We start from the raw sequence: 24,547 nt of genomic DNA on the forward strand, positions 1-24,547 counted from the left end.
AAAATCATTCTTTTCCTCCCTTAAGATTATATTTCAGGGTTAGCCCTTTGATGTGGCAGCAAGGTAAATATTGCTCGCCTTTCCAAAGAACTGACTGACCCGACATATTTTTCTTGGTGGCCATGGAGGTTGGGGTACACCCGATCCCATTCCGAACTCGGAAGTTAAGCCGACCATCGCCGATGATACTGCAGGGGAGCCTGTGGGAAAGTAGGTCGCTGCCAAGATTTATTTCTAAGACCGCGTTTCAAGCGAAACGCGGTCTTTTTTTTGGTTGGTCGATAGTACGCAGTGACGTTGTGAGCGCCCGTTGGCTTTGAAGCTAGTGGGCGTTTTTTGTTTTCATTTTTTCACATCGTGAAAATGACAATCTTGTATCTATTGAGTTGCGGAAACCAATTGAAAATATTGATGGTTATAGAAAGAGATTGACTCAATTTAACCGCGCTCGTAAGCAAATGTCCGCATTTAGTATTCACTATTGCATTGTCTGCTGACTGTGGCGTTGTTGTATGAACATAGGTTGCGAATGTTCTAGAGATAAAATGTATTAGCTTAATTAGATAATTAAGAAAGAGAATATCTCAGCCACTCTTGTGTCATTGACTTAATCCCCATTAGTTTACTGGAGGAGTGATCATGTCGTTTTTTAAACGATTTGGAGAGTTCGGTTTAATTTTGCAATTGCTGCTTGGTATTGCTGCGGGTGTTGCGGTCGGTCTTACTGCAAACACTGGTGTGATGGAAGTAGTTGTAAGTTTAAAGTATGTTCTCGGTCAGTTCATTTTTTACACTGTACCACTCGTTATTATTGCTTTTATTGCACCAGCAATTGTTCGTCTTGGACGGAATGCTAGTTCAATGCTGTTTACTGGCGTAGGCTTTGCGTACCTTTCTGCAGTTGGTGCTGCCTCTATGGCTGCTATTGCAGGTTACGTCTTTATTCCGCATCTTTCTATTGCGACTAAAGTAGATGCGCTGCATGAGTTACCGGAAGTGCTTTTTAAATTAAATATTCCACCGGTAATGTCGGTAATGACTGCACTTATTACCGCACTTGTTTTCGGTCTGGCGACTGTTTGGACTAAAGCTGAAACTTTTGAGCATATCTTTAACGACTTCGAAAGAATTATGATGCAGGTTGTAAGCCGTATTATTATTCCAATTCTTCCATTCTTTATTGCTACTACCTTTGCTGGCCTTGCTTACGAAGGAACACTTACCAAGCAGCTCCCAGTGTTCTTGAAAGTTGTACTTATTGTAATTCTTGGCCACCTTATTTGGCTTACAGTGCTGTACACTATCGCCGGTCTTATTTCTAAGCGTAACCCGCTCGAAGTTCTTCGTCATTACTCGCCAGCGTACCTAACTGCTGTGGGTACCATGTCTAGTGCTGCAACTCTTCCTGTGTCTCTTGAATGTGCTGCACGATCCAAAGTTCTTTCAAAGAGTGTCGTAGAGTTTATGGTTCCACTCGGCGCTACAGTGCACCTGTGTGGCTCTGTTTTGACAGAAACATTTTTTGCGATGACTATTTCCATGATGCTGTATGGAACACTGCCTTCTGTGGGCACAATGTGCCTTTTCATCGCTTTATTCGGCATCTTCGCTATTGGTGCTCCAGGTGTTCCTGGAGGTACTGTAATGGCTTCTCTGGGTATTGTTGTGGGTGTGCTGCAATTTGATCCAGCTGGTGTTGCTTTGTTGTTGGCAATTTTTGCGTTGCAGGACAGTTTTGGTACTGCTTGTAACGTAACTGGTGACGGCGCATTGGCACTGATGTTGGAAGGTATTTTTAACAAAGATAAAAAAATGCATTAACAAAAAGGGTGGAGCTATAAACTCCACCCTTTTTTTTAGAGGTCAGTATTACGTATTATTGCATCGATATTCTATTTGCTTGATCGCGTCTTGGGCAAGTTGGGCGACGCAAGTACAATGAGTTTTTCGATCATCAAAAAGTTCTACGGGACAGGTGTCTTCAAGCAGGCACTTTAGTGCTGGGATGTTGGCTTCTGAGCCCAAAAATCCAAGTGCCCATGCCGCAAGTCCTCGACCTACCCCATCTTCGTCTTGTAGCCCCCACGATAAAGCTCTCACGGATGGAAGCATAAGTTCTGGAAATTTCATCGCCATCCTGCCAAGTCCCCAATAAACGCCTCTGCGAAGCGGAGGATGATCAAGATAGTTGTCATCATCTGTGGTTTCCAAGATATATGAATGCAACATCCTGTGGTATTCATTTGCTAAAGTCGCATTGTTGAACATTGCTTCTGCCATTGCTTCTGCAATGCCCCACCCGATGTTTCCGGACTCTTCATTCATGTGCCAGAGCAATCGGCGCATAACGATTCGTGCCTGTTCAATATCTTCTTTAGCAAGTTGGCCCATAACTAATCCAAACGCTGTAACTGCTCGCCATTTCATTTCTCCGCCGAATAAAAAAAACGACATGAGCGGACCGATGGTTTGCGTGGCTGGCATAGAAACTATTTGTGGTAAGGAAGCTTCCCAGTCTGGTTGTTCTAGCATGGAACGTAGTTCAGTTTTTAGTGCACGAAATCTTGCCATATGCGCCTCCAATTGACTTCTTTTCTTAACAATAATTCTTACTGATAAGAAATCAAGCTTTTTATGCATGTTAGAGTCTATTTCTTTGTCTATCTTTTATTAAGATATAGAATTTGCAGCGGAAAAACAGGATAAGTGTACTAGTGCATGCTCGACTCTCTAACTTGTTAGTGGTATACGGCTTATTGAGAAAAAGGGAGTGGCTTAGCAGGTTTCTTCCTTTTTACCCCGCCCGGTTTTTATCTATGTAGGTTGAAACCATTCCCCCACGGGCGGGGGTTTTTCATCATGCATATGCTGCAGGAGTGCCCTGCAGTAACTAGAGGTGAAATATGGATAAGGCAAAAAAAGAAGCAATACAGGTAACTAAGGAAATAGTGGTAAAGTTCATTGAAACAGGCCGCGTTTCACCTTCTAATATCAGCGAAGTGTTTCCTGCGGTATTTGAAGTTGTTTCTTCTACTGTATGTGAAGACGAAACAGAAAACGAAGAGTAGGCTTTGTAGCACATGCAATGTTCACCAAACGAACATGCCCGTGAAGTTTCCGGCATGTTTAGCCGTATTGCCCGCTGGTATGACTTTTTGAATCATCTGCTTAGCGGCGGAATGGATTTTTACTGGCGCCAGCAGCTTGTTAAGGCAACTGTTCCGGGAGAAACCGGTCTGATGCTTGATCTTGCTGCTGGGACTATGGATGTTTCTTTAGAAATTGTCCGCCAGCATCCGCAGACTAAAGTAGCAGCACTGGATTATTGTCGTCCTATGCTGACCACTGGCCGCAAGAAGCTGACAAAGGGACGCGATCGACGCATCTTTCCAGTACATGCGGATGGCAGAACGCTTCCGTTACCGGACAATAGTGTAGATTGCGCAACAATATCTTTCGGAATCCGCAATATTATTCCGCGTGAAGACGCATTTAAAGAACTTCATCGAGTACTTGTGCCGGGCGGAAGATTGTGTATTCTTGAATTTGGTACTGGTAAGCACCCTGTATGGAAGGGCTTTTACAATCTGTACCTTAACAAAATTCTTCCTATGATTGGTAAAGTCTTTTCTGGAGATTCCGGTGCATACCAGTATCTTGCCGATACCATCATGGCGTTTCCGACAGCCTCTGAGTTGAGTACGGAAATGATGAAATCCGGTTTTGACCGTGTGTATTACAAGCCGATGACATCAGGCATTGTATACTTGCACGTGGCACAGAAGAAGGCTGAGTAGTCGACTGGAAGGCATAAGGAAGCCTGTCGCATTTTGTGCAACAGGAAACGCCCCGTTATTTCTAACGGGGTAGGCGTATTGTAGAAATGCGGTGCGCTTAATGGCGCATAAGCCAAACAAGCAGAACACCGACAGACATGGCGGTTAACCCCATGTAGCGCAATGCGTTAGGGCCGCGTTCTGCAATCTCACGTAAGTATTTAGGGAGTTTGTCCGCAAAAAGGACGTAAGGAAGACCTTCGAGAACAAATGCAAGCCCCAGCGCTGTAAGTAGTAAATTCCAATCGATCTGCATGGAGCCTGTTTTTTCATACACAGGCAGTTAAGTCCAGCAGGTAACGAGGAGTAGACATGGTATCTTTTGAACGGATTGTGTCTGGAGATGTTCCTGTTGCCGTTATTGGCCTTGGATATGTCGGTTTACCTCTTGCTATTTCTTTGGCGAAACATTTTTCTGTGATCGGGTACGATCAACATGCACAGCGCATAGAGGAATTGCGCCGTGGAGAAGATCGAACCGGTGGGGTCTCTTCTGAAGCTCTCAGTAACAGTACTGCGTATTTTACTGCTGACCCGCAGCTTTTGGGAAAAGCGGGTGTGCACATAATAGCGGTGCCGACGCCTATTGATGCACACCATACACCGGATTTAATTCCGTTACTCATGGCGACACGAACTGTTGCTTCTTTTATGCAGCCTGATTCGGTTATAGTGTTTGAGTCAACGGTATGGCCGGGAGCCACGGAAGAAAAGTGTGTTCCTGTGCTGGAGAATGTATCCGGAATGCGGTTTGGCAGGGATTTTACTGTCGGCTACTCGCCGGAGCGTATCAATCCCGGAGACAAGGTGCATACCCTTGAGAATGTCGTTAAAATAGTTGCCGGTTCAGACGACATGACTACAGCGTTGTTGGCAGGGCTGTATGGCAGGATAATTCCTGTCGGTGTGCATGCTACCAGCTCCATAATGGTTGCCGAAGCAGCGAAAGTCATTGAAAATACACAGCGTGACTTGAATATTGCTTTAATGAACGAACTGGCAATCATCTTTGACAGATTAGGGATTGATACAGGCGAAGTGCTTGAAGCAGCTGGAACAAAATGGAATTTTCTGCCGTTTGAACCGGGGCTTGTAGGTGGGCATTGCATAGGGGTAGACCCGTATTACCTGACTTTTAAAGCTGAATCACTTGGGTACCATCCGCAGGTTATTCTTGCCGGTCGACGTATTAACGACTCCATGGGCAAGTTTGTCGCTGAATCTTGCGTGAAGGAACTTATCCGGAGAGGTGTTTCAGTACGTGATGCAAAAGTTGGCATCTTAGGGTTTACCTATAAGGAAAATGTACCAGACATACGCAATACCCGCGTGATAGATATCATCAGAGAATTGAAAGAATACGGCATTGAAGCACTCGTGCATGATCCTATTGCTGATAACGAGCAGGCTATTCGCGAATATGAAATTTCGTTGAATCACCTTAAAGACTTTCAGCAGTTGGATGCTGTTATTGTCGCAGTACCGCACGAGGAGTATTCTTTTATCCAGCCAAAACAGCTGCTCAAGTGGTTCCGGGATACCGGAAATACTTTAGTGTTAGATGTGAAAGGATTTTTCGAGCCTGCTGTAATGGAGGCAGCAGGGTTAGAACTTTGGAGAATGTGACGATGGCTGGACCTTTGCGCGTAGATTGTAGAAAAGATTGCTGAACTGGGTATTTCGAAGCGAGTTCGCTTCTGAAAAAGATGGAAAAAGGCACACAGCTCATTGTTGCTGCCACAGAAGATGATCGTAGACGCATTGAGCGTATTGCAAGACTGCGTGATGCCCACATAGTCGGTGAGCTTTCGCTGGGTGGCACTCTTGTTAACTTTACTTTGGAAAAAATTAAATGACACTGGTTATCGCAACAGCTACTCAAACTGAAATGAAAGCTGTCTTGCTGGGGTTTAACAGGCGTGGGCGGATTGGTTGCAAATTCCCTAGCATGGGGGAATGTTGCGAAACGCCTGTTAATAATCACCAATGTCTGCTTGTTGTCACCGGGGTCGGGCCTGTTAATGCTGCATTGAGCATTGGCAGAATTCTCGGTGAGCGTAAGGACATTACTGGTGTTTTAAACCTTGGGGTTGCAGGAAGTTTTGATTTAGAGCAAGCTCCGTTAGGCAGTTTAGTAGTTGCTGATTCCGAAATTTGGCCGGAGTACGGGCTGCATACGGCAGACGGTATTGACCCTGAAGGTATTAAATTTCCCTTATGGGAGTATAATGGAGTTGATGGTCCGTATACCGTGTGGGATAGAATGGAGCTTGAGCCGGAAAAAGCGTTCAGACTACTTGATTTATCCCCCCCTAGGGAGTTACTCAAAGGCGCGAGCATGACCGTGTCCGGTGTTACCGGAACAGAAGAGCGTGCCCGTATGCTGACAGAGCGGTACAATCCGCTTACAGAAAATATGGAAGGGTTCTCTATTGCGCTTGCTTGTCTTCAAGCCGGGATTCCTTTTCTTGAGCTTCGCACCGTGTCAAATCTAGTAGGTTCCCGTAAGGCAGAACACTGGAAGTTGGACGATGCACTACAAGCTCTTGGTAGATTTGCCAGAGAGCTTTTTGTTTAGAAGGTATTGTAAAACAGGGTGCCGCTTGAATCGGCACTTTTTTTACAATGGTTTCTAAGATGTTAGATTCACGTTTTTTCGATGGAAGCTTTTCTATGCAAGAACTCTTAGAGTACCTTACGTCAAAACAACCGCAAATTAATGCGACGTTGGCAGCTGAAACTGCTCATCTTAACGCATTAGTTCAGCCAGTTGTTTCCCATGTGCTTACTGCCGGAGGCAAAAGGCTGCGTCCTTTGCTTACTCTGCTTACTGCTGCAACTCTCGGGTACACTGATGATGATATTTACCCGCTTGCCTGTTCTGTAGAGCTGCTCCATTCTGCAACGTTACTGCATGATGATATTATTGATGATGCAGAACTGCGCCGAGGTAAACCGGCTGCACACACACAATTTGGTAACACCAAAACTGTGCTTGCTGGTGATGTGCTTCTTGCGCAGGCAAACCTTGTGGTTGCTCGTTATAATGATGCGCGTCTTACACAGTGCATTGCAGAGGCAATCGTAAAAACTGCGACTGGAGAGATCGAAGAGATCGAATTCCTGCGATCAACCGATCATCCTCAGCAAACTTACATCGATATTATCAAAGGAAAAACAGCATTTCTGTTACAGGCATCATGTATCTTAGGTGCAGTTAAAGCAGGTGGTACAGAGGAGCAGATTGCAGCAGCATCTGACTTCGGTATGAACCTTGGTATTGCTTTTCAGATTGTTGATGATGCTCTCGATTTTGCTATTTCAACTAAATCAATTGGCAAACCGGTGGCAGGCGACCTGCGTGAAGGTAAGCTGACTCCACCTTTGCATATGTACCTTGCAACTCTTGAAGGTGCAGAACGAACAGACTTTGTAACCAAGTTTGAAGCAGGCACCTTCTCTGAAGAAGAAATTTGTTCTGTTGCAGCGCAGATTCGTGAGCTTGGTCTTGATAATGCAACTCGCGAACTTGCTGATTCTTATTTGGAAAAGGCACAGCAGGCGCTTGAAATTTTGCCAGCGTGTCCTGAACGAAAGATACTGTTGCAGACTTTAGAATACGTGAAATCACGTAGCGCATAAACAATAAGGCCGTAGAGGAGACTCTGCGGCCTTTTACTTTTGTGGTAGAATGTTTTTGTCTCTGGTGGGCAGGTGGGTTTTGCCCACGGTATCCCCACAAGGGATACTGTCCTTAGCCGCCAGCGGCAGACGTTTTTTGTGTTAGAACTGTCTTGGGTTGTACCGACCTGTCTCAAGCGGACAGTTTTGGGTTTTGTGTATAAATGGGGTATACCCCCCGCCATCACAGCCGGAAGGATTCTGTGTTGGTGTGTTTACTCTTTCAAAACACAGCGGGAAGGCATGGAGTCTGCCCGTTAATTTCAGCAAGCATCAGGAGAAAATACATGCTGCGGCGCATTGAAGCTGGTCTTAGAGAAGGTGTTGTTGATACTCAGGGTATCAAAACTGCTAACAAGATCAGGGAAGCTCTCGGATTTGACGCAAAAGAGGTTCGTCAGGTCAAGGTGTTTACTGTGGATGGTCTTACAGAAGAACAGCTTGAAACTGTTGTGCGTGAGGCTGCTCTGCATGATCCCGTACTTCAGGACGCGGCACTTTCTCCGGTATCCAGTCAGGCAGACTGGGTACTCGAAGTAGGGTTCCGTCCGGGTGTAACAGACAACGAAGGCCGCACAGCGCGGGAAACAATTGCTATTGTTCTGGAACTTGCAGATCGCGAAACTGTATCTGTATATGTTGCAGATCAGTACCACATTTACGGCGATTTCACAGAAGAGCAGATTGCATCTATCGGCCGTGATGTGCTGGCAAACGAACTGATTCAGCGTTTTGAATACAAAAGTAAAGCAGACTGGCAGAAAGAGCCGGGCTTTGCTGCTGTAGCTGCCCGTGTTTCCGGTCAGGCAAACGATGAAGTTGTAACCCTGCCATTTTCTACCATGTCGGACGAAGAGCTGATGGCATTTTCCCGTGAAAATACTCTTGCTCTCTCCTTGGAAGAATTACATACCATCCGCGATTACTACACCAGCCCTGAAGTTGTGGCTGAACGTGAAAAGGCTGGATTAAGTGCAGAACCAAGTGATGCTGAAGTAGAAGTACTTGCACAGACTTGGTCTGAGCACTGCAAACATAAAATTTTTGCTTCCAAGATTGACTACACCGATACAGAAACCGGTGAGCAGGAGACTATCGACAGTCTCTACAAAACATACGTAATGGGCTCCACCAAAACTATCCGTCAGAACAAGGGTGAAGAAGACTTCTGTCGTTCTGTATTTAAGGATAATGCTGGTGTTATCGACTTCAACGAAACCCATGACGTGTGCATCAAGGTAGAAACTCATAACTCTCCTTCCGCGCTTGACCCATACGGTGGAGCACTTACCGGTATTGTGGGTGTAAACCGTGACCCTATGGGAACAGGTATTGGTGCAGACCTCGTTTGTAACACCAACGTGTTCTGTTTTGCTTCTCCGTTCCATGAAGGTGAATTGCCTCCTCGTCTTCTCCATCCTCGTCGTGTTCTTGAAGGTGTACGTGAAGGTGTTGAACACGGTGGTAACAAATCCGGTGTTCCTACTGTAAACGGCTCAATCGTTTTTGAAGAGCGCTACCTTGGTAAGCCTCTTGTATACTGTGGTACCGTGGGTATGATCCCTAAAGTTGTTGCTGGTCGTCCTGGTTACGAAAAAGCTGCTCAGGTTGGCGATGTTATCGTTATGGTTGGCGGCCGAATCGGTAAAGACGGCATTCACGGCGCAACCTTCTCTTCTGAAGAACTGCACGAAGAATCTCCAGCGACCGCTGTACAGATCGGTGACCCAATCACCCAGCGTAAAGCATACGATTTTATCATGCGTGCCCGTAACATGGGCTTATACAACGCTATCACTGATAACGGTGCTGGTGGTCTTTCTTCTTCTGTAGGTGAAATGGCTGAGGATACCAACGGTTGTCGTCTGGATCTTTCCAAAGCACCACTGAAGTATGACGGTCTGCGTCCGTGGGAAATTCTTCTTTCTGAAGCACAGGAGCGCATGACTCTTGCTGTTCCTGTTGAGAAGCTTGACGAATTCATGGCGCTTGCTGAGCGCATGGATGTGGAAGCTAGCGCTATGGGTGAATTTACCGACAGTGGTTACTTCCATGTAACTTACGGTGATAAGCCGGTTGCATATCTCAGCATGGAATTCCTGCATGATGGTGTTCCACAGATGGAACTTAAAGCCGTTTGGGAACGTCCTGCATACAAAGATGAAGACGTGAGTGTTGCAGACGCAGAGCAGGGTAACCTGCTTAAGTCCATGCTCGCACGTTTGAATATTTGTTCTAAAGAGTATGTTGTTCGCCAGTATGACCACGAGGTTAAAGGTGGCAGCGTAATTAAGCCGATGGTTGGCGTTAAGTGTGACGGTCCTTCCGATGCCGGTGTTGTGCGTCCTATTCTCGACTCCGAAAGCGGTATTGTGCTCTCACACGGTATTAACCCTACCTTGAGCGATTATGATGCATACTGGATGATGGCAAACGTTATCGACGAAGCTGTGCGTAACGCAGTTGCAGTCGGCGGTGACGTAGACTTTATGTCTGGTGTAGATAACTTCTGCTGGTGTGACCCAGTACAGTCTGAAAAGACTCCGGATGGTCACTACAAGCTTGCACAGCTTGTTCGTGCTAACAAAGCTCTTGCAGATTTCTGTACCGCATATGGTGTACCATGTATCTCCGGTAAAGACTCCATGAAGAACGACTACACCGGCGGTGGTGTAAAGATTTCTATCCCGCCGACAGTACTCTTCTCTGTCATGGGTGTTATTAAAGACGTGAACAAAACAACCACGTCTGACTTTAAAAATGACGGTGACAAAATCTACGTTCTCGGTGCAACAGCACGCGAATTAGCTGGTTCTGAAGTTGCTGAGGAACTGGGCATCAGCGCTGCTGCGTTCCCTAAAGTAGATGCTGAATCCGCACTGGCACGTTACCGTGCTGTTTATAAAGCAATCGGTGAAGGCGTTATCAACGCTTGTCACGACTGTTCTGATGGTGGCCTTGGTGTTGCTCTTGCAGAGATGGCACTTGCAGGCCGTACCGGTGCACTGATCAATCTTGATGCTGTGCCGGTAATTGAAGAAATGAATTCAACAGAAGTTCTCTACTCTGAGTCAGCTTCCCGTCTGGTTGTATCTGTACCGGAAGACAAAGTAGAAGCTTTTGAAAAGATCTTTGCTGGACAGACTTATGGTTGTCTGGGTGAAGTTACAGGTGATGAGCAGTTTATTATCGCTTCCGGCGCAAACGTTTTGGTTGCAGATAACTGCGAATCACTTGCTCAGTCCTTCAAGGGCACACTTAAGTTTTAATGTGAAGAGGCTCATGTGAGCTTCATAGCTGCGGCTTAAGTTCTGTCGCTGCAAGATTATTCGGGACTTGCAGCTAACAGATGGTTTTGGTGAGAAGAGCGGGCGAACATGTGTTCTCCCGCTCTTCTCTTTTTGTTGGATAGAATAAAGAATGCTTTTTCAATAATTCTATATAATTCAAGTTTATATGGTTTTAGGGTGGTGGTGCGCTGCAATATTTTACAATGCAGGAGTGACACTATCTTGCATACTCCAGTTCCTAATTTATCTATTAGAGAATCATGAGGAGCCCCCTACATGTCTACATATAATACTGCGTTCACCAGCGATAATTTGGCCGGTGTTTCCCCACAAGTTTTAGAAGCAATGGCTCGTTGCAACGAGGGACAGGCAGACCCGTACGGACGGGATAAATGCTCAAGACAAGCTGAAAAGATGTTGTCCGATGTATTTGAAAAAGACGTGCGTGTTTTTTTTGTATCTACAGGTACAGCTGCAAACTGTTTATCCTTGAGTTCGATAACCCCACCATGGGGAGCAGTATTATGCCATCATGATGGACACATTAATCATGATGAGTGCGGAGCACCGGAGTTTTTTAACCCGGGAGCACGTGTCCTTACGCTCGATGGTGTCGATTCAAAGATTGATCCTGAAGCGTTGAAGTGGGGGGTGAAGCACAGAGTCGGTGATATGCACTCTTCCCAGCCTGCCACCGTGAGCCTTACACAGGCCACAGAATCCGGATCAATTTATACTCTTGATGAAATATGCAGACTTGGGGCAATTACCAAAAATTCTGGACTACGCATGCATATGGACGGTGCTCGTTTTGCTAATGCGTTGGTTGCCCTTAATTGTTCTCCAGCGGATATGACTTGGAAATGCGGTGTTGATGTCCTTTCTTTTGGGGCAACAAAAAACGGTACCATGTCTGCTGAAGCAATAGTTGTGTTTGATAAGACTATTGCGCAGGAAATGTCTTTCCGCGTTAAGCGTTCCGGTCAGCTTGGTTCAAAGATGCGCTTCATGGCTGCTCAGATGTTGGGATATCTTGAAAACGACCTCTGGATACAGAATGCACGTCAGGCAAACGCAATGGCTGCACTGCTGAAAAGCGGATTAGAGAAATTACCGGAAATTTCTGTGGTCGGTTCTCCGCAGGCAAACATTATATTCTGTAAGATTCCGAAGTACTGTGCTGACAGGCTGTTGGCTCAGGGTTTTCACTTTTACCACAGCAAGTGGGAAAAAGATGTTGTACGATTTGTGACGTCATTTTCCACGACTGAACAGGATGTTCAGCACTTCTTATCAGCAATATATGAGGCAGTTAGCTACCAGAAGGCCGTGTAGTGTAACTCTTGTTATAGCGCTTGATTTCTGTTTTGACAGTGGCTCGAAGTTATGAGTAGGTAGGCAGACGTTATGCAGGATACCGTTCAATATTTTCGCGCACCCGATGTGCCGGGGCTTGTATTAAGCGACGGGCACTTTTCTACGTTCTGTTTTGATCGCCATTTTCACTTGAGCTATCATATCAGTCTGGTGGTTGATGGTGTGCAGCGACAGAGCGCTTCTGGAAAGACCTTCCTTGTAGGACCTGGTCGACTGTCTGTTATTCCTCCGGATGAAATGCATGACGGATCCGGATACGAGAAGTGTGAGTATACGCTGAAGACATTCAGAGTTCCGCCTGATGTGTTTACGGAAGAAATGGCGGATGCAATGGATTCTGCACATCGTATCGAGTTTGGCAGTAACGTATTGGATGATAAACCGTTATGGCAGCACGCATGTCTGTTGCATTCTGTTCTACAACGCGGTGATGCAACTTCATTGTTTGTAGAAGAACAGTGGATGGGGTTAGTAAACCGTCTGTTGCGTCATTCAAAGCTGCATTCAGCAGACGAGACCGTAGGCCAGCTTGCGAAGCCTCACTGGAAAGAAGTTCGCGATTATTGCCACGAGAATCTTTCAGAAAAAATTACCTTAGAGCAGCTCGCTGCCTTGTGTAATTTAAGCCGTTATCAGTTCTTGCGCCGGTTCAAGTCTACTGTGGGGGTGACTCCATATAACTGGCTTAAGCAGTTACGACTTGAATCAGCTTGTGCTCTGTTAAGTAAAGGTGAGCGCGTCTCAAGCGTAGCGGCAAGTGTCGGCTTTTTTGATCAGAGTCACTTTGTTCATGCGTTTCGTAAAGCCTACGGGGTTCCGCCTTCGAAGTATTAAGCGAGCGGTGTGCTAAGACTATTGTTTGTGAGAACAGTGCACTATACCATCATTGATAGAGTAATAAAAAGGGCTGTCCTGATTAACTAGGATAGCCCTTTTTCTATTTCTGTTGTTTTTTTGTCCAAGTAAGTGGAAAGGTAACCTTCGCGCGGCTGCCAACGTTTTAAGTAATAGGATGTCTTCGCCCTTAAAAGTTTTTGCAAAAGGTCCTTTGGCCGCCGGAGGCACAATCGTGGACTTATTTCCAGCGCTCCATAAACGGAACTGCTGAACCTTTTTCTTCGATATCTTTAATTAAAGCACTACCGAAAACGACTGCGTCGATGGCGTCACCAAACGGCTCAAGCTGTTGCGGCTCTTTAATGCCGAAGCCGAGAGCCAAAGGAATGTCGAACACCTCGCGCGCGTCAGCCAGAGTTTTCTTCAGTTCAGGCGGGAACGCAACTGCTGCGCCTGTGGTGCCCATGTAAGAAACCACGTAAACGTAGCCTTCAGCCTCCCGTGCATACGTTTGCATACGCTCTTTCGGGGTGTTCAATCCGATGAGAGAGATAAGCGCAATGCCCTGTTCCTTAAGAATTGCCTTGAACTCTGAGTGCTCATCAAAAGGAAGATCCGGTATGATTAGGCCGGAGACTCCAGCTTTGGTGGCATCTTCAGCGAACTTTTTGAATCCGTACTGGAAGAATGGGTTGATATAGCCCATGAGCACTAGTTCTGCCTGATATTGTCCCTTACGTTTGATAAGTTCATCCATAATCCAGCGCAGGGTAACGCCCTGCTCCAGTGCTTTGATGGATGCAGCTTCGACTACGGGACCGTCAGCTGCAGGGTCGGAGAACGGAACGCCGATTTCGATGATGTCCGCGCCATTGGAATCCAGTTCTTCCAGATGGGTAAAGAAATCTTTCTTAGTTGGAAATCCGGCTGTGAGAAACGGTATGATTGCCTTGCGGCCTGCCTTAGTAGCGGCGTTAATACGTTGTGTAAGTGATGTCATGACTGCCCCCTTAATCAAACAGCTCGGTGCATTGTTCTACGATATCCATGTCTTTGTCGCCGCGTCCGGAAAGGTTCACAATTACATTGCAATCTTTCGGGAATTTTTCCTTGTTCTCAAGCACGTATGCAACCGCGTGGGAACTTTCCAGTGCAGGCATAATGCCTTCAGCACGGGTGAGAGTCTTGAACGCATTAAGCGCTTCGCAGTCGTTTACTTTTACGTACTTGGCGCGGCCGCAGTCCTGAAGGTGGGCGTGTTCAGGTCCTACCCCCGGGTAGTCCAATCCACCGGCAATGGAGTGTGATGGCAGAATTTGGCCATCATCGTCCTGCAGGAGCATGGTTCTTTGGCCATGTAATATACCGTCAGTTCCAAGGCAAAGCGGGGCAGAGTTTGTGCAGCCTTCTTCGCCGGTACCTGCAGCTTCAACACCGATGAGTTGAACTTCTGGGTCATCGATGAAGCCAGAGAAGATGCCTATAGCATTGGAACCACCGCCTACGCAGGCAATAACTGAATGAGGCAGTGCTCCAGTACGTTCAAGAATCTGTTTGCGGGCTTCCTTGCCGACAACGGACTGGAATTCACGAACGAGAGTCGGGAACGGGTGGGGGCCTGCAGCTGTGCCGAAACAGTAGTGGTAGTCGGCTTGTTCTTTAATCCAGAAGCGCAGCGCTTCGTTAATGGCGTCTTTCAGAGTCTTGGAGCCAGCTTCAACAGGGATAACGGTTGCCCCGAGCAACTTCATGCGGCGTACGTTGTGTGATTGTCGTTCCACATCAACAGCACCCATAAAGACAACGCAGTCCATATCAAGAGCACGAGCGGCGGTTGCAGTTGCAACGCCGTTCATACCTGCGCCGGTCTCTGTAAGTAGGGCTTTTTTGCCCATATACTTAGCAAGCAATGCCTGACCAAGCACGTTGTTGATCTTGTGGGAACCTGTGTGGTTTAAGTCTTCACGCTTAAGGTACAGGTTGAAGCCTAGATTTTTTGAAATGGTAGGACAAAGCGTGAGGGGGCTTTCGCGTCCTACATAGTTTTTGAGATAATCAGATAATTCTGTCTGGAACGCTTCGGAAGGCACAATGTGCTCCAAAGCGTGTTCCAGTTCTTTAAGGGGCGGAATAAGAAGTTCCGCTACAAATTGACCACCGAACTTGCCGAAGTATCCTTTAGTCATGATATTCTCTCTTCTTGCAGCCTTACGCCAAAGGCTGCTGAAATTTATGGTAATATGGGGGCGGTGAGTGCCTCCATAACGGCTTTTAATTTCTCAGGATCTTTTTTACCCGGTTCAGATTCTACACCTGAATTGATGTCGATGCCACAGGGGGCGCACCCTTGAAGCACTTCACTTACGTTGTCGGGGCTGATTCCGCCTGCGACAAACCAGGTTTTGTATCCACGTAATCCGTTAAGGAAGCTCCAGTTTTGTGTCTTGCCATGGCCGCCGCCGGATGTTCCGGCATCCATAAGGAAAAAGCGGGAGCAATCTACAAACTTTTTCATTTCTGCCTCAAGTTCTTCCCGTGTTTCGTAACGGGCAGGCCAGAACACTTTCATCACTTTTTGTTTGCCAACTCTGGCTGCGAACTCTGTGTCCTGATCTCCATGAAGCTGAGCAAGATGCAGTTTCGCACGCTGCATTATTAGACGCACTTCGTCTGCGGTATGGTGCGTAAATACGCCAACACGCATAACGTTTTCTGTCTCAATGGCTTTGACTTTTTCCACGGTCATGGCTCTAGGGCTTTTTTCATCGAAGATAAATCCGATTAAATCCGCGCCTAGTTCCATGCATAAATCAGCATCTTGCTGTGTGGTAATGCCACATACTTTCACAAAGGATTCTTTGTGCGCCATTAATGCTCTCCTTGAGGTTATTCGAGTAGCCGGGTTAGCGCCTTTTGCGGGTCTCCACCTTGCATAAGGGCTGTGCCGACCAGCATTGCATCGTATCCCGCCGCTTCAACTTGGCGTCGTTGGGTAGGCGTCGAGATACCGCTGGCCGCTATCCATACTTCGGCAGTTCTGCGGTGAGGAATCATCCGCTCGCATATTGCAAGGTCAGTTTCCAATGTAGCTAGATTTCTGTTGTTTACCTGAATTATTGTAGCATTAGCAAGCCTCGCCAGAACAAGGTCGGCGTGGTTAAACACTTCTACAACGCTTTCAAGTCCAAATGATGTACCAAGTTCAATTAACTCCCTGAGTTCTTCTGGTGAATTGAACATGCGTGCAATAAGCAGCTGAGCGGATGCAGGGGTGGAGGCAGTCTCAATAACTTGCAAAGGGTGAACAATAAAATCTTTGCGCAGCATTGGTAATCCTACAAACTGCATTCGCTCTAAATATTCAAGTTTACCCTTAAAGTATTTTTCCTCAGTAAGCACGGAAAGCGCTGTTGCTCCCGCTTTTGCATATTGTTCTGCTACATCTTCAGGAGAAAGGTGTGGTGCAATATCGCCACGCGAAGGAGAAGCGCGTTTGTATTCTGCAATGCAGGCCAGTTTGTTTGCACGAAGTGTTGCTGCAAACGGAATGCGTTCGCCGTTGTACACAGTAGGTAACGCATCTTTCTTTTTTAATTGAACAAGTCGAGCAATTTCAGCATGTTTTGCTGCAAGGAATTTATTAAGCATGGAGGACTTTCCTTCCAATCCCTGCTGCAACGGCTTCACGTGCACGTTCCATACAGGTCTTCAGTGGTTCATTAGTAATAAGGTGTAATGCCATACCAGTGTTTAATGCCAACATATCCTGCATTGCTTTTGAGCCTTTTCCTTCAAGCAGTTCACGTAGGACGCGTAAGCCTTCCTCTTTACCGTGAACAGTCAGGTCTTCTTCAGCACACGGTTTGAATCCAAATTCTGCCGGATTCAGCTCTGCATGGCGAATAGTTTCGTTTTCAACATAAATAACTTTAGCAATACCGTTGGTGGTCAGCTCATCGTAACCACCTGCACCATGTACAACTGCAGCACGTTCAATGCCTGATTGTGCCAGTACTTCTGCCATAATTTCCATAAATTCCGGCTTAGCAACACCGAGCAGCATATGAGTTGGGCGCGCAGGGTTGAGCAGTGGTCCCAGTAAATTGAACAAAGTTCTGTATCCAAGCTCCTTACGTACAGGCATTACGTACTTGAAAGCAGGGTGATAATCTGGTGCGAACAAAAAAGCGAAGTTGCGTTTTGCGAGCTCGGCAGGGACTTCCTCCGGAAGCAAACGCAGCGGTAAGCCGAGTCCTTCAACAGCATCAGCGCTGCCGCAGGAAGAAGATACTGCGCGGTTGCCGTGTTTTGTTACCGTGTAGCCCATGCCTGCAAGCGTAAGGGCAGTAGCAGTAGAGCAGTTGAATGAGTTTTTACCGTCACCGCCAGTGCCTACTAGATCAATAGTTGCCCCTTCGATTGCATTAACCGGCTTTGCACGCTCCAAACAAACACGCACGGCAGCGTGTATCTCTTCAGCTGTTTCGCCTTTCTGGCGAAGTCCCATCAGCAAAGAGCCTGCTTGACCGGAAGTCATTTGACCGTCCATCAGCTTGGTAAAAACGCAGTGAGCAACCTCTGCGGTTAAGTGGCGGCCGTCCGCCAACTGCTCTAAAATTTGTGCCGTATTCATCTCATTGTTCCTTTTGGTCATTGTGTTGTGCCTCCTTTGTGCGGCTTGGGCGTTTATTGTTGCCTCTGAAGGCGCTTGCCAGCGGGGCTTTAAGAACCTGTTACACTGTCGCTATCTGTAATCTCTCGTACCTTGAGAACAGCTACCGCTTTGCAAAAGGTTCTTAAAAATCTCCAAAAACCTTTATTAGGCGAGAACAGCCGGTTTTTTCTGTTCTCACGCGGCTTGACGAAGCTGATTTGCGTGAGATCATTGGGCGCTCTCTTTGGAGTTTTTGCGAGGGACTCTTGTGTTGGAAAGAATCCCTCGCCGTTTGCGTTACAAACCGCTTTTTAGGGAGAGAAGATTATGAGTTTGTTACTAAGATTTTCTCTGGGAAATTCTTCAGCATCGCCTCGCCCTGTGGTGTCAAAATTGATTCGGGATGAAATTGAACACCAACCCAAGGACGGTCGGCATACTTAATGCTCATAATCTCCTCTTCTCCGTCCGGCGTCTTTGTGGAGGACGTTGGAACAATTAAATTTTTTTTGTTTTCTGTAATAATCAGTGAGTGGTAGCGAGCTACCTGCATAGGGGACTTAATCCCGTCAAAAAGCCCTTCGCCTGTATGCTCAATGTTTGAGTGTTTGCCGTGCATAATTCGTGGTGCAACATCTACAGTGGCACCCGCAAAGTGGGCTAGAACCTGATGTCCTAAGCACACACCCAGAACAGGAACTTCTTTAGGGAGCCGAGCCAAAAATTCTAAGCACAGCCCTGCATTTTCAGGTTTTCCCGGTCCGGGTGAGATGCATACCATTTCAAGTTTTTCGCTTGTTGCCAGTTCCAGCAATTCCGGATCGTCATTCCGGACAACATGTGGATATCGCCCTGTTTTCTGGAAAGCCTGCACCAAGTTAAAGGTAAAGGAATCGTAGTTATCGATAAGAAGAAACATGGTATCTCCGTAGAAGAAATATTTTTAATCAAACTATGCCCACAGGGCAGTTGAATTCGCGGTTAAGGGGGTGTCCTCCTTGCGGGTGCAGGGCAGAGCCCTTGCTCCTCGGAGAGCCGCCGGAGACCTAGCGGCCAGTAAATACGTCCGCTTCGCCTGTGGCGTTCAGGGTCACTTTAAGTACGCGGCCTTTGTTCTGGCACTCTTCCCATTCTTTTTCCGGAACGGAGTCGTGCACGATACCTGCGCCGCACTGCCATTGGACAGTATTGTCTTTGACCCACATGGTTCGGATAAGAATACCGGTATCGAGGTTCACGGAATCCTTATCCAGACCCAGCCATCCGATGGTTCCCGCGTACGCGCCTCGGGATACGGCTTCAGTTTCTCCAATAATTTCGATAGCGCGAATTTTCGGTGCGCCGCTTACGGTTCCTGCGGGGAAGGTTGCGCCGAGTACGTCGAGTGCATCATGTCCCTTCATAAGCTGTGCTTTTACGTATGAGGTCAGGTGCATAACGTGGCTGAACTTTTCCACCTGCATAAATTTTTCTACGGACACTGTGCCTGCTTCGGCGATGCGTCCTACGTCGTTTCTTCCAAGGTCTACGAGCATTACGTGCTCTGCACGCTCTTTCGGATCAGCGAGTAGATCTTCTGCAAGCTCTGCGTCTTCAGCATCGGATGCACCGCGTGGACGCGTTCCGGCGATTGGGCAGACTTCCACCACGTTGTTTTGGCAGCGCACCATTGTTTCCGGTGAGGAGCCGATGAGTGTGATGTGGGATAGACGCATGAAGAACATGTACGGTGACGGGTTAATCTGTCGCAACCTGCGATAGAGAATGAACGGGTCACCTTCGAATGAAGCCTGAAAACGGGTAGAAAGCACTACCTGAATAGCTTCGCCTTGTCTGAGCTGTTCCTGTACCTTCTGCACGTTGCGTATGTAAGATGTTTTGTCCGGTATGGTTGTTACTTCGCCGATGCTTGGTGCTTCCGGTGTGCGTTCTACTGCGGCTCTATCCATTTTTACGGGCAGATTGTCCGCAAGGTTGAGCATACAGAGCTTGTTGTAGAGGTGGTCGAAGAGAACAATTGTACCCGGCAACATAAGACATGCGTCGCTGTTTTCCGGTGGAAGCACTTCTTCCAGTTTTTTCTCGAACATACCGATAGTGGTGTAGCCGAAGTACCCGAACATGCCGCGGGCAATGGCAGGAAGCTCCTTCATGTCGCCTTGCGGCTCAATGTGGATGGCGTCCATGACCTTTCGTGCACCTTCGATAAAGTCCATACCTTCATATTCTTTGAGCTGGTTGAGCCTGTTGTCACGGGAGGCTACTTCCAGCTTGCCGTTTTTGCAGCCGAGACGCAGAAGCAGGTTGAAGCCGATAACGCTGTATCTGCCGCGTCTGCCGTCTACTTCGGCACTTTCAAGAAGAAATCCCTGACCGGTTCCGACGAGTCCTAAGAAGAGGCTTATGGGGGTCTGAATGTCTGCTGCCAACCATTGGCCTGTCTGCTGTAACGTGATTTTCATGGCATTCGTTCTCTCGTTTAGTGTGTTTATAGGGTCATAAAAAAAGCCGCACTTCTGTGAGAAGTGCGGCTTAGGTACTTGTGTAAGTATCTCAGTATAATACTGGTCTATTGATGCACTTCTCCTGAGGTATCATTAAATCGCCACCACCAAAGAGCGCGCTCAACGATAACGTTGATGTCGCCACCAGCTGCAATGTTCAGGATAGAACGATAGGAGCGCACAGCATCCTGAGAGCTTGGGTTGGCTTCGAATAAGCCCTCAAATAGTTCAGCATCTTTGGTGATCATTTTTTCAGCTGCCTTCAGGCGGCGTTCAAAAGATGGCGTCAGATACGGCATCACATTTTCCTTATCTGCGAGAAGGGCAAGATAAGAAACAGAGGTAACAAAATTAAGACCTTGAATGAGTGCGGTAGCTTTGTCGTGCTCTTCTGCAGAAGAACAGAACGGCTCGCAGCCGAGGCGTGTGAAAAGCTCTTCAACCATGCGTGCAGAGTCCGCATCGCAGCCTTCGGAAGGCGTAATTGCAACGCGCACGTCATCAGCCTTCGGCTCTGGGCCAAAGAGAGGATGTGTCCCCACAACGGGACCTGTGTATGCTTTCTGCATTTGCATCATGGGTTGAACCTTTACGGAGGTAATGTCCGCCAGAATCTGTGGCGGCTTCATATGCGCGGTAACGCGCTTTATTACATCGTTAAATACGGCTGCGGGAACACATACCAGCACAATCTGTGCATCTGTAATTCCTGCTTTAAGCACTTCATCTGTTAGCGGCTGGTCAATTTCGGCTACTTCCAGACCAGCCTTGGAAAAGCGGGAGCAGAGCATGGCGCCCATTTTTCCTGTAGCTCCTACAACGGCAACTTTGTTGAGTGTAAAGTCTATCTCCTGCATGGTGAAACTTTCTCCCACTCTTCCCAGAAGGTCGGGAAGGACTTAGCAACACATGCTTTGTTGTCGAATTCAATATCACCGAGAGCAAATTGGAGCAGGGAAAGGCTCATTGCCATACGGTGGTCGTTGTAGGTGTTAAACACAGTGCCCTCAGGCGCTGCAATAGCTTCTCTGTCTGGACGGATAATAATTCCGTCTTCGGTGACTTCGGTGTCGACACCAGCTTTGCGTAGTTCTGCAGCCGGTGCTGCGAGTCGGTCACATTCTTTAATTCTCAGGTGTGCAACATTGCGGATGATGGTTTTACCTTCTGCGTATGCTGCCAGTGCGGCTACTGTCGGGACGAGGTCAGGACAATTGCCCATATCTACATCAACACCCTTCAGTTTGGATGGATGTACGGTAACACCGTCGTCTTTGAGCTCTAACGTAGCACCCATTTGTTGCAGAATTGTGAACATCGCTTTGTCTCCCTGCAAAGAATTTGCGCGAAGGTTGGCAATGTGCAGTGGCTCTGTACCAAGGGTACCTGCAGCGAGGAAGTAAGATGCGTTCGACCAGTCTCCCTCAACAGTGTAAGAGCCGTTGCGGTACATGCTTGGCTTTACAATGAAACGGGTCTTGTTCGGGACAGCGGTTTTGAATGTGCGCCAGTCTTTTTCGACCCATTCCGAGCCTTCCAGTGTCTCTACGTGGAAGGTGATGCCGAATTGTTCCATTGCATCCAGAGTAAGACCTACGTACGGCCAGCTTACAGCTTTGTTGCCTACAAGATTAATGGTCAGCCCGCGGGTGGACGGTGCTGCCAAAAGCAGGCCGGAAAGGTACTGGCTGGATTCTTCCAAAGAAATGGAAACCTCGCTTCCTTTCAGTCCGTCTGTGTCTAATACCAGCGGTGGACAACCTTCGGCGCCTTCGTATGTAACATCTACTGTAAGGCTTGAAAGCGCATCGGCAAGCTCTTTTATTGGTCTTTCATGCATGCGCGGCGCGCCGTGGATGCGGAATTTACCTAAACCTGCTGCAAGTACGGCAGTTAGGAGACGGCATGTTGTTCCGGATTCATGCACGTCACAGGAAACAGGTTCGTCCATGCCGCCCGCCGGTGTGCCACAGCACCCGGAGACGGTATATTCGCCCGCAGCCTGCCGATAGATTTTTGCGCCGCAGTCGTTAAAGATACCGATGGTGCGGGCTAAATCTTCGCTTTCAAGTACGCCGGATACTGTAGATTCACCTGCTGACATAGCGGCGCCGATGATCATACGATGGGATACTGATTTAGAAGCTGGTGCGGTGATGGCGATCATGGGTCTGTCTCCAATTAACTATTAACTATGAATTATTTATTTTGCTCATCCGGTGTTGTGGCGATATCGCTGCCTTTAGTGAAGTCCATATACTGTCCGGCTGGATAGCTGCCGAGGATGCGCAGTGACTGACATTCTGCATGTAACTCGGTTATAAGCTGCTCGTATTCTTCGGTAGAAAGGTCGCTTTCGATGTCGACAAAGAAGACGTAACGCCATTTTTCTCCGCGCATCGGACGCGATTCGAGCTTTTTCATGTTCAATCCTTCGCGTGCCATGATGTTGAGCACTTTTGCGAGGGCACCCGGTTTATCCGGTACAGTGAAGAGCAGGGAGGTTTTGTCTTGTCCTTCCCCGTCACTCGGTTTGGAGCCGACGATGACGAAGCGGGTCCAGTTGTCCTGCATGTCTTCAATGTGTTCAGCCAGAATGTTCAGTTTGAGCAAATCTGCAAGGCTGCCGTGTCCGATAGCTGCTGCGCCTTCTTCTTCCTGAACTCTGCGTGCTGCTGCTGCTGTGCTCTCAGTCGGGATGATGCGTGCGTTTGGTAATGTTGCACGCAGCCAGTGTGAGCATTGTCCCAGCGGTTGTGGGTGCGAGTACACGGTGTGAATATCTGCAAGCAGTTTTTCACGGGTGAGCAGACTGTGGCTGATACGGCAGTAAAGTTCTGCCTCTATATAGAGGTCATGCTCCATAAAGAGATCAAGGCTTTGACCGACTGAGCCGTGCAGGGAGTTTTCAAGCGGGATCACACCCAGTTCACACTCTTTGTTAGCTACAGCGCGGAACACAGCGTTGAGGTCTTTTTGCGGTATGTAATCAACGGCGCTACCTAAAAATTCGACTCCTGCAAAGTAGGAGAAAGTTCCTTCCGGCCCGAGGTAAGCAACTCGTTGAGGACGTTGCAGGGCGCGGGAGGAAGAGAAAATTTCACGGTAGATAAAGCGCAGGTGCTCGATAGGAATAGGGCCTTCGTTGTTGGTGCGAAGGTTGTCGAGCACTTCCTTTTCGCGGAACGGCTTAAATACCACATCCTGCTTGCCACGTTTAAGTTTTCCTACTTCAAGGGAAAGAGAAGCACGGCGGTTAAGGAGCTCAAGGAGTTCTAAGTCAGTTGCGTCGATTTCTTTACGGACCTCTTTGAGGCGCGGCAGATTATCTACGCTGTTGTCATCGGCACCTGCTGTTACAGGTGTGTCTGTTTTCTTCTCTTCAGACATATTAGCCTTCCTTGATCTCTTCTTTGATGCGCATGCCGAAGTGGCGACCTGCTACATCGGTGCGAACGAGGATTTCGTCGCCTTTCTTTAAGTTAACAACACTGATTGGGTTACCTTTTGTGTCGACTACGCGGATGGTTTCTGCATTTTGCAGGAACACTGCGCCTTCAACACCATTAACTTCAGCTTTAATCAGCAGCATAGGACGGATTTCAGTTTTGCAGCGTCCTACAACAGCGATAGAAGTAGAGCCATCGTGGTTAACGATGAGTACTTCGTCACCGGAAGCAAGTTCTTCAAGGTATGTTGTTTTATCGTGTGGTAACTGAGTGTATGCGTGCACTGCACCTGCGTTAACGCGGAACGGGCGGGCTGCCACATACTCGTTATTTTCAGTTTCAGCATGGACGAGGAAGGTAAATGCAGAAGAATTACCCACGAGCATACCCTGACCTCGCTTGAGAACGGAAAGGGTATCAACACAAACTCGATGGCCTAAGCCCGATGAGCGAACCTCGGTAACGGTTGCCGGAACAAGGTCAATTGTGCCCATGGAGAGTTTGCACTGTGCTACAATCTGCTTCAATTCAGTAATTCCATTTGCGGTTACAACCACGCCTTCTACGCCTCTTTCAAGAATGCCGAAAGCAAGGTGCGCTTCTTCTGTGGTGTTGGCTTCAACCAGCACATTGTCAGACTGCGCCAATAAATTTTCAATCGGGATAATTTCCCATCCGTGACCGATAATGACCTGCTCGCCTTTTTTCAGACGTTCTGCTGCCTCTTCTTCATCACTTTTTTCAGTAAGCGTAATGACATGCATAGACTCTGCTGCGAGCACGGTGCAGCGGGACAGACTGGCTACTCCGGCCATTTCTTTTTCAGGTACGATAACGCCGTCAACGCCTGATTCCAGAGCGAGGGTGACGTGATCTTTATTGAACGGTACGCTTGCGAAGAGAACTTTTTTCATTTTTC

General features: G+C 47.6%; 23 protein-coding genes and 1 rRNA gene. 11 read left to right on the forward strand and 13 right to left on the reverse strand.

The features are described from left to right. Positions 1 to 112: 112 nt before the first annotated feature. Together rrf and BUR09_RS08150 are read left to right on the forward strand one after the other, a co-directional pair. A 5S ribosomal RNA gene (gene rrf / locus BUR09_RS08145) occupies positions 113 to 227 on the forward strand. 412 nt (positions 228 to 639) lie between these two features. Next, positions 640 to 1,821, forward strand: a complete 1,182-nt coding sequence (locus BUR09_RS08150) for a dicarboxylate/amino acid:cation symporter (RefSeq protein ID WP_074216462.1) — start codon at positions 640 to 642, stop codon at positions 1,819 to 1,821. A 48-nt stretch (positions 1,822 to 1,869) separates the two neighbouring features. On the opposite strand, the gene BUR09_RS08155 is transcribed toward BUR09_RS08150, so the two are convergent. Beyond that, positions 1,870 to 2,571, reverse strand: a complete 702-nt coding sequence (locus BUR09_RS08155) for a DVU0298 family protein (protein ID WP_074216463.1) — start codon at positions 2,569 to 2,571, stop codon at positions 1,870 to 1,872. 332 nt (positions 2,572 to 2,903) lie between these two features. Between BUR09_RS08155 and BUR09_RS16835 the strand changes: the two genes are divergently transcribed. Together BUR09_RS16835 and BUR09_RS08160 are read left to right on the forward strand one after the other, a co-directional pair. Next, positions 2,904 to 3,068, forward strand: coding sequence for a hypothetical protein (locus tag BUR09_RS16835; RefSeq protein ID WP_175566008.1), 165 nt, complete (start codon positions 2,904 to 2,906; stop codon positions 3,066 to 3,068). A gap of 12 nt (positions 3,069 to 3,080) precedes the next feature. Next, positions 3,081 to 3,797, forward strand: a complete 717-nt coding sequence (locus BUR09_RS08160) for a ubiquinone/menaquinone biosynthesis methyltransferase (RefSeq protein WP_074216464.1) — start codon at positions 3,081 to 3,083, stop codon at positions 3,795 to 3,797. A 97-nt stretch (positions 3,798 to 3,894) separates the two neighbouring features. Here BUR09_RS08160 and BUR09_RS08165 read toward each other — a convergent pair whose 3' ends face one another. After that, positions 3,895 to 4,092, reverse strand: a complete 198-nt coding sequence (locus BUR09_RS08165; protein WP_074217029.1) for a DUF2065 domain-containing protein — start codon at positions 4,090 to 4,092, stop codon at positions 3,895 to 3,897. 56 nt (positions 4,093 to 4,148) lie between these two features. Here BUR09_RS08165 and BUR09_RS08170 point away from each other — a divergent pair, with 56 nt between their 5' ends. From BUR09_RS08170 to BUR09_RS08195, 7 genes are all read left to right on the forward strand, one after another. After that, a complete protein-coding gene (locus tag BUR09_RS08170; RefSeq protein WP_074216465.1) occupies positions 4,149 to 5,462 on the forward strand; it encodes a nucleotide sugar dehydrogenase in 1,314 nt (437 codons plus the stop codon). An 80-nt stretch (positions 5,463 to 5,542) separates the two neighbouring features. Beyond that, a complete protein-coding gene (locus tag BUR09_RS16840) occupies positions 5,543 to 5,692 on the forward strand; it encodes a hypothetical protein (protein WP_175566009.1) in 150 nt (49 codons plus the stop codon). After that, positions 5,689 to 6,414, forward strand: a complete 726-nt coding sequence (mqnB, locus tag BUR09_RS08175; protein ID WP_074216466.1) for a futalosine hydrolase — start codon at positions 5,689 to 5,691, stop codon at positions 6,412 to 6,414. The genes BUR09_RS16840 and mqnB overlap by 4 nt, the downstream gene beginning before the upstream one ends. Positions 6,415 to 6,509: 95 nt before the next feature. Next, positions 6,510 to 7,478, forward strand: a complete 969-nt coding sequence (locus BUR09_RS08180; RefSeq protein ID WP_074216467.1) for a polyprenyl synthetase family protein — start codon at positions 6,510 to 6,512, stop codon at positions 7,476 to 7,478. A 326-nt stretch (positions 7,479 to 7,804) separates the two neighbouring features. Next, positions 7,805 to 10,786 carry an AIR synthase-related protein gene (locus BUR09_RS08185; RefSeq protein ID WP_074216468.1) on the forward strand — a complete coding sequence of 994 codons (2,982 nt, stop codon included), beginning with the start codon at positions 7,805 to 7,807 and terminating at the stop codon, positions 10,784 to 10,786. A 297-nt stretch (positions 10,787 to 11,083) separates the two neighbouring features. Further along, positions 11,084 to 12,142, forward strand: a complete 1,059-nt coding sequence (locus BUR09_RS08190) for a threonine aldolase family protein (protein ID WP_074216469.1) — start codon at positions 11,084 to 11,086, stop codon at positions 12,140 to 12,142. Positions 12,143 to 12,214: 72 nt separating this feature from the next. Further along, positions 12,215 to 13,018, forward strand: coding sequence for an AraC family transcriptional regulator (locus tag BUR09_RS08195; protein WP_074216470.1), 804 nt, complete (start codon positions 12,215 to 12,217; stop codon positions 13,016 to 13,018). A gap of 241 nt (positions 13,019 to 13,259) precedes the next feature. Here the strand turns inward: BUR09_RS08195 and trpA are convergent, their stop codons facing one another. The 11 genes from trpA to BUR09_RS08255 all read right to left on the reverse strand — a co-directional run bounded on the left by trpA (position 13,260) and on the right by BUR09_RS08255 (position 24,542). Further along, positions 13,260 to 14,021, reverse strand: coding sequence for a tryptophan synthase subunit alpha (trpA, locus tag BUR09_RS08205; protein ID WP_074216472.1), 762 nt, complete (start codon positions 14,019 to 14,021; stop codon positions 13,260 to 13,262). A 10-nt stretch (positions 14,022 to 14,031) separates the two neighbouring features. Beyond that, positions 14,032 to 15,207, reverse strand: a complete 1,176-nt coding sequence (gene trpB, locus BUR09_RS08210) for a tryptophan synthase subunit beta (RefSeq protein WP_074216473.1) — start codon at positions 15,205 to 15,207, stop codon at positions 14,032 to 14,034. A gap of 44 nt (positions 15,208 to 15,251) precedes the next feature. Continuing rightward, on the reverse strand, positions 15,252 to 15,890 hold the full coding sequence (locus BUR09_RS08215) for a phosphoribosylanthranilate isomerase (RefSeq protein WP_074216474.1): 639 nt from the start codon (positions 15,888 to 15,890) through the stop codon (positions 15,252 to 15,254). A gap of 17 nt (positions 15,891 to 15,907) precedes the next feature. Further along, positions 15,908 to 16,669, reverse strand: coding sequence for an indole-3-glycerol-phosphate synthase (locus BUR09_RS08220; protein WP_074216475.1), 762 nt, complete (start codon positions 16,667 to 16,669; stop codon positions 15,908 to 15,910). Next, on the reverse strand, positions 16,662 to 17,675 hold the full coding sequence (gene trpD / locus BUR09_RS08225; protein WP_245796719.1) for an anthranilate phosphoribosyltransferase: 1,014 nt from the start codon (positions 17,673 to 17,675) through the stop codon (positions 16,662 to 16,664). Before trpD ends, BUR09_RS08220 begins: the two co-directional genes overlap by 8 nt. Positions 17,676 to 18,000: 325 nt before the next feature. Further along, complete coding sequence (locus tag BUR09_RS08230) at positions 18,001 to 18,594, reverse strand: anthranilate synthase component II (RefSeq protein ID WP_074216477.1); 594 nt, start codon at positions 18,592 to 18,594, stop codon at positions 18,001 to 18,003. Between the two features lie 127 nt (positions 18,595 to 18,721). After that, positions 18,722 to 20,137 carry an anthranilate synthase component I family protein gene (locus tag BUR09_RS08235; protein WP_074216478.1) on the reverse strand — a complete coding sequence of 472 codons (1,416 nt, stop codon included), beginning with the start codon at positions 20,135 to 20,137 and terminating at the stop codon, positions 18,722 to 18,724. Between the two features lie 107 nt (positions 20,138 to 20,244). Further along, on the reverse strand, positions 20,245 to 21,036 hold the full coding sequence (locus BUR09_RS08240; protein ID WP_074216479.1) for a prephenate dehydrogenase: 792 nt from the start codon (positions 21,034 to 21,036) through the stop codon (positions 20,245 to 20,247). Next, entirely contained in the window at positions 21,024 to 22,346 is a 1,323-nt protein-coding gene (gene aroA / locus BUR09_RS08245; RefSeq protein ID WP_074216480.1) for a 3-phosphoshikimate 1-carboxyvinyltransferase, read from the reverse strand. Before aroA ends, BUR09_RS08240 begins: the two co-directional genes overlap by 13 nt. Before the next feature lie 32 nt (positions 22,347 to 22,378). Next, positions 22,379 to 23,569, reverse strand: a complete 1,191-nt coding sequence (gene pheA / locus BUR09_RS08250) for a prephenate dehydratase (RefSeq protein ID WP_139296783.1) — start codon at positions 23,567 to 23,569, stop codon at positions 22,379 to 22,381. 1 nt (position 23,570) lies between these two features. Continuing rightward, positions 23,571 to 24,542 carry a 3-dehydroquinate synthase II family protein gene (locus BUR09_RS08255; RefSeq protein ID WP_074216481.1) on the reverse strand — a complete coding sequence of 324 codons (972 nt, stop codon included), beginning with the start codon at positions 24,540 to 24,542 and terminating at the stop codon, positions 23,571 to 23,573. Positions 24,543 to 24,547: the final 5 nt, after the last annotated feature.

The organism is Halodesulfovibrio marinisediminis DSM 17456 (assembly GCF_900129975.1).
GTDB classification, from domain to species: Bacteria; Desulfobacterota; Desulfovibrionia; order Desulfovibrionales; family Desulfovibrionaceae; genus Halodesulfovibrio; species Halodesulfovibrio marinisediminis.

Coding starts and splice junctions, on each gene's coding strand:
- trpD (WP_245796719.1), bottom strand. CDS start 17,675: ATGACCAAAAGGAACAATGAGATGAATACGGCACAAATTTTAGAGCAG.
- BUR09_RS08185 (WP_074216468.1), top strand. CDS start 7,805: ATGCTGCGGCGCATTGAAGCTGGTCTTAGAGAAGGTGTTGTTGATACT.
- BUR09_RS08195 (WP_074216470.1), top strand. CDS start 12,215: ATGCAGGATACCGTTCAATATTTTCGCGCACCCGATGTGCCGGGGCTT.
- pheA (WP_139296783.1), bottom strand. CDS start 23,569: ATGTCTGAAGAGAAGAAAACAGACACACCTGTAACAGCAGGTGCCGAT.
- BUR09_RS08230 (WP_074216477.1), bottom strand. CDS start 18,594: ATGTTTCTTCTTATCGATAACTACGATTCCTTTACCTTTAACTTGGTG.
- BUR09_RS08180 (WP_074216467.1), top strand. CDS start 6,510: ATGCAAGAACTCTTAGAGTACCTTACGTCAAAACAACCGCAAATTAAT.
- BUR09_RS08240 (WP_074216479.1), bottom strand. CDS start 21,036: ATGCAGGAGATAGACTTTACACTCAACAAAGTTGCCGTTGTAGGAGCT.
- aroA (WP_074216480.1), bottom strand. CDS start 22,346: ATGATCGCCATCACCGCACCAGCTTCTAAATCAGTATCCCATCGTATG.
- BUR09_RS08150 (WP_074216462.1), top strand. CDS start 640: ATGTCGTTTTTTAAACGATTTGGAGAGTTCGGTTTAATTTTGCAATTG.
- BUR09_RS08155 (WP_074216463.1), bottom strand. CDS start 2,571: ATGGCAAGATTTCGTGCACTAAAAACTGAACTACGTTCCATGCTAGAA.
- trpB (WP_074216473.1), bottom strand. CDS start 15,207: ATGACTAAAGGATACTTCGGCAAGTTCGGTGGTCAATTTGTAGCGGAA.
- BUR09_RS08235 (WP_074216478.1), bottom strand. CDS start 20,137: ATGAAAATCACGTTACAGCAGACAGGCCAATGGTTGGCAGCAGACATT.
- BUR09_RS08190 (WP_074216469.1), top strand. CDS start 11,084: ATGTCTACATATAATACTGCGTTCACCAGCGATAATTTGGCCGGTGTT.
- trpA (WP_074216472.1), bottom strand. CDS start 14,021: ATGACATCACTTACACAACGTATTAACGCCGCTACTAAGGCAGGCCGC.
- BUR09_RS08170 (WP_074216465.1), top strand. CDS start 4,149: ATGGTATCTTTTGAACGGATTGTGTCTGGAGATGTTCCTGTTGCCGTT.
- BUR09_RS16835 (WP_175566008.1), top strand. CDS start 2,904: ATGGATAAGGCAAAAAAAGAAGCAATACAGGTAACTAAGGAAATAGTG.
- BUR09_RS08160 (WP_074216464.1), top strand. CDS start 3,081: ATGCAATGTTCACCAAACGAACATGCCCGTGAAGTTTCCGGCATGTTT.
- mqnB (WP_074216466.1), top strand. CDS start 5,689: ATGACACTGGTTATCGCAACAGCTACTCAAACTGAAATGAAAGCTGTC.
- BUR09_RS08220 (WP_074216475.1), bottom strand. CDS start 16,669: ATGCTTAATAAATTCCTTGCAGCAAAACATGCTGAAATTGCTCGACTT.
- BUR09_RS08215 (WP_074216474.1), bottom strand. CDS start 15,890: ATGGCGCACAAAGAATCCTTTGTGAAAGTATGTGGCATTACCACACAG.
- BUR09_RS08255 (WP_074216481.1), bottom strand. CDS start 24,542: ATGAAAAAAGTTCTCTTCGCAAGCGTACCGTTCAATAAAGATCACGTC.
- BUR09_RS16840 (WP_175566009.1), top strand. CDS start 5,543: ATGGAAAAAGGCACACAGCTCATTGTTGCTGCCACAGAAGATGATCGT.
- BUR09_RS08165 (WP_074217029.1), bottom strand. CDS start 4,092: ATGCAGATCGATTGGAATTTACTACTTACAGCGCTGGGGCTTGCATTT.